Here is a 3,194-nt window from a genome sequence, read left to right as displayed (position 1 = left end):
GGAAAAGCGTACATAAGCTTACGGATTATTAGTACTACTCGACTATGACATTACTGCCTTTACATCTATAGCCTATCAACGTGGTCATCTCCCACGATCCTTAAAAGAAATCTCATCTTGTGGTGGGTTTCGCGCTTATATGCTTTCAGCGCTTATCCCTTCCAAACGTAGCTACTCTGCGGTGCTCCTGGCGGAACAACAGATACACTAGAGGTTTGTCCAATTCGGTCCTCTCGTACTAGAATCAGATCCACTCAAATTTCTTGCGCCCACAGTAGATAGAGACCGAACTGTCTCACGACGTTCTGAACCCAGCTCGCGTGCCACTTTAATGGGCGAACAGCCCAACCCTTGGGACCTTCTCCAGCCCCAGGATGTGACGAGCCGACATCGAGGTGCCAAACCCCCCCGTCGATATGAGCTCTTGGGGGAGATCAGCCTGTTATCCCCGGCGTACCTTTTATCCTTTGAGCGATGGCCCTTCCATGCGGAACCACCGGATCACTATGCTCTACTTTCGTACCTGATCGACCTGTATGTCTCTCAGTCAAGCTCCCTTATGCCATTGCACTCTACGCACGGTTACCAAGCGTACTGAGGGAACCTTTAGAAGCCTCCGTTACTCTTTTGGAGGCGACCACCCCAGTCAAACTACCCACCAAGCAATGTCCCCCACAGTATGGGGTTAGGCCTCAGATAAACAAAGGGTTGTATTTCAACAATGACTCCACAACGCCTAGCGACGCCACTTCACAGTCTCCAACCTATCCTACACATCATTTATCCAAGGTCAATACTAAGCTATAGTAAAGGTGCACAGGGTCTTTTCGTCCCACTGCGGGTAAGCGGCATCTTCACCGCTACTACAATTTCACCGAGCTCATGGCTGAGACAGTGTCCAGATCGTTACACCATTCGTGCAGGTCGGAACTTACCCGACAAGGAATTTCGCTACCTTAGGACCGTTATAGTTACGGCCGCCGTTTACTGGGGCTTCAATTCAATGCTTCTCCGAAGATAACATCTCCTCTTAACCTTCCAGCACCGGGCAGGTGTCAGGCCCTATACTTCATCTTACGATTTTGCAGAGCCCTGTGTTTTTGATAAACAGTCGCCTGGACCTCTTCACTGCGGCCAGCATTACTGCTGGCGACCTTTCTCCCGAAGTTACAGGTCTATTTTGCCTAATTCCTTAGCCATGAATCTCTCGAGCACCTTAGGATTCTCTCCTCGACTACCTGTGTCGGTTTGCGGTACGGGTACTTATTACCTGAAGTTTAGAGGTTTTTCTTGGAAGCCCTTAGGCGCACTATCTCTTCAACCGAAGTCTCCGAGTACTATCGTATTTCCCCAAGCCGCGTGGATTTGCCTGCGCAGCTTATAGGTAGGTACTTCAACGAACTATTCCGTCAGTTCGCGGCGCTTTCATCACTCCGTCACCCCATCACAGTAATAACTAGTACGGGAATATTAACCCGTTGTCCATCGACTGTCCCTTTCGGGTTCGCCTTAGGTCCCGACTAACCCACAGCTGATTAGCATAGCTGTGGAAACCTTAGTCTTTCGGTGTGCGGGTTTCTCGCCCGCATTATCGTTACTTATGCCTACATTTTCTTTTCTAACCAGTCCAGCATGCCTTACGACACACCTTCAACCCTGTTAGAATGCTCCCCTACCACTTACAATTGCTTGTAAATCCATAGCTTCGGTAATATGTTTATGCCCGATTATTATCCATGCTCGTCCGCTCGACTAGTGAGCTGTTACGCACTCTTTAAATGAATGGCTGCTTCCAAGCCAACATCCTAGCTGTCTGGGCAGACAAACCTCGTTCTTTCAACTTAACATATATTTGGGGACCTTAGCTGATGGTCTGGGTTCTTTCCCTCTCGGACTTGGACCTTAGCACCCAAGCCCTCACTGTTATGAAACATTATATAGCATTCGGAGTTTGTCAGGAATTGGTAGGCGGTGAAGCCCCCGCATCCAATCAGTAGCTCTACCTCTATATAACTTTACGCATAACGCTGCACCTAAATGCATTTCGGGGAGTACGAGCTATTTCCGAGTTTGATTGGCCTTTCACCCCTACCCACAGGTCATCCGAAGACTTTTCAACGTCAACCGGTTCGGTCCTCCACTGTGTGTTACCACAGCTTCAACCTGCCCATGGGTAGATCACACGGTTTCGCGTCTAACACTACTGACTAAAGCGCCCTATTCAGACTCGCTTTCGCTACGGATCCGTGGCTTAACCACTTATCCTTGCCAGCAACGTTAACTCGTAGGCTCATTATGCAAAAGGCACGCCGTCACCCCACGAAAGGGCTCCGACCGCTTGTAAGCGTATGGTTTCAGGATCTATTTCACTCCGTTATTCACGGTTCTTTTCACCTTTCCCTCACGGTACTGGTTCACTATCGGTCTCTCAGGAGTATTTAGCCTTAGCGGATGGTCCCGCCAAATTCAGACAGGATTTCTCGTGTCCCGCCCTACTCAGGATACCACTATCCTTTACACTCATTACCTATACGGGACTATCACCCTCTGTGGTTCTACTTTCCAGTAGATTCTAATTCTTTGTGCAAGAAATGTCGTGGTCCTACAACCCCAACAATGCCGTAACATCATTGGTTTGGGCTAATCCGCGTTCGCTCGCCACTACTTACGGAATCACTTTTGTTTTCTTCTCCTCCGCCTACTTAGATGTTTCAGTTCAGCGGGTTTGCCCACCTATCGGTGTACTATGTCTTCAACATAGTGGGTTGCCCCATTCAGGTATTTACGGATCAATTCGTGTGTGCCGATCCCCGTAACTTTTCGCAGCTTATCACGCCTTTCATCGCCTCTGAGAGCCAAGGCATCCCCCATACGCCCTTATTTTGCTTATTGTACCAGCCTTGATAAATCAAGACCGTTTTCTTTATCTTCTGTATTACTACTTCCAATAAAAAATGCTTTCTACTTTTTATTATTTTCTTATCTCAATATGTCAATGAACTTTTTCTTTTTTAGAATAAAGAACACAGAGTAAAGAGAACAGACAAAGTCTATATTCTTTTTTCTATATTCCATCTTCTTTTAAAGATAGTGGAGAATAACGGAGTCGAACCGTTGACCTCCTGCGTGCAAGGCAGGCGCTCTAGCCAGCTGAGCTAATCCCCCAATTAATTATGAATTGTGAATTATGAATT

General features: G+C 47.5%; 1 tRNA gene and 1 rRNA gene. Both read right to left on the bottom strand.

What is annotated here, in order from left to right:
* Positions 1–8: 8 nt before the first annotated feature.
* Positions 9–2,892, bottom strand: a 23S ribosomal RNA gene (locus OIU83_RS23475).
* Positions 2,893–3,091: 199 nt separating this feature from the next.
* Positions 3,092–3,165: transfer RNA gene (locus OIU83_RS23470), tRNA-Ala, on the bottom strand.
* Positions 3,166–3,194 lie beyond the last annotated feature (29 nt).

This window comes from Flavobacterium shii, from assembly GCF_025847235.1.
GTDB lineage: Bacteria > Bacteroidota > Bacteroidia > Flavobacteriales > Flavobacteriaceae > Flavobacterium > Flavobacterium shii.
The sequence above is the reverse complement of the archived record's forward strand: the minus strand, read 5'-3'. Positions and strand labels throughout refer to the sequence as shown.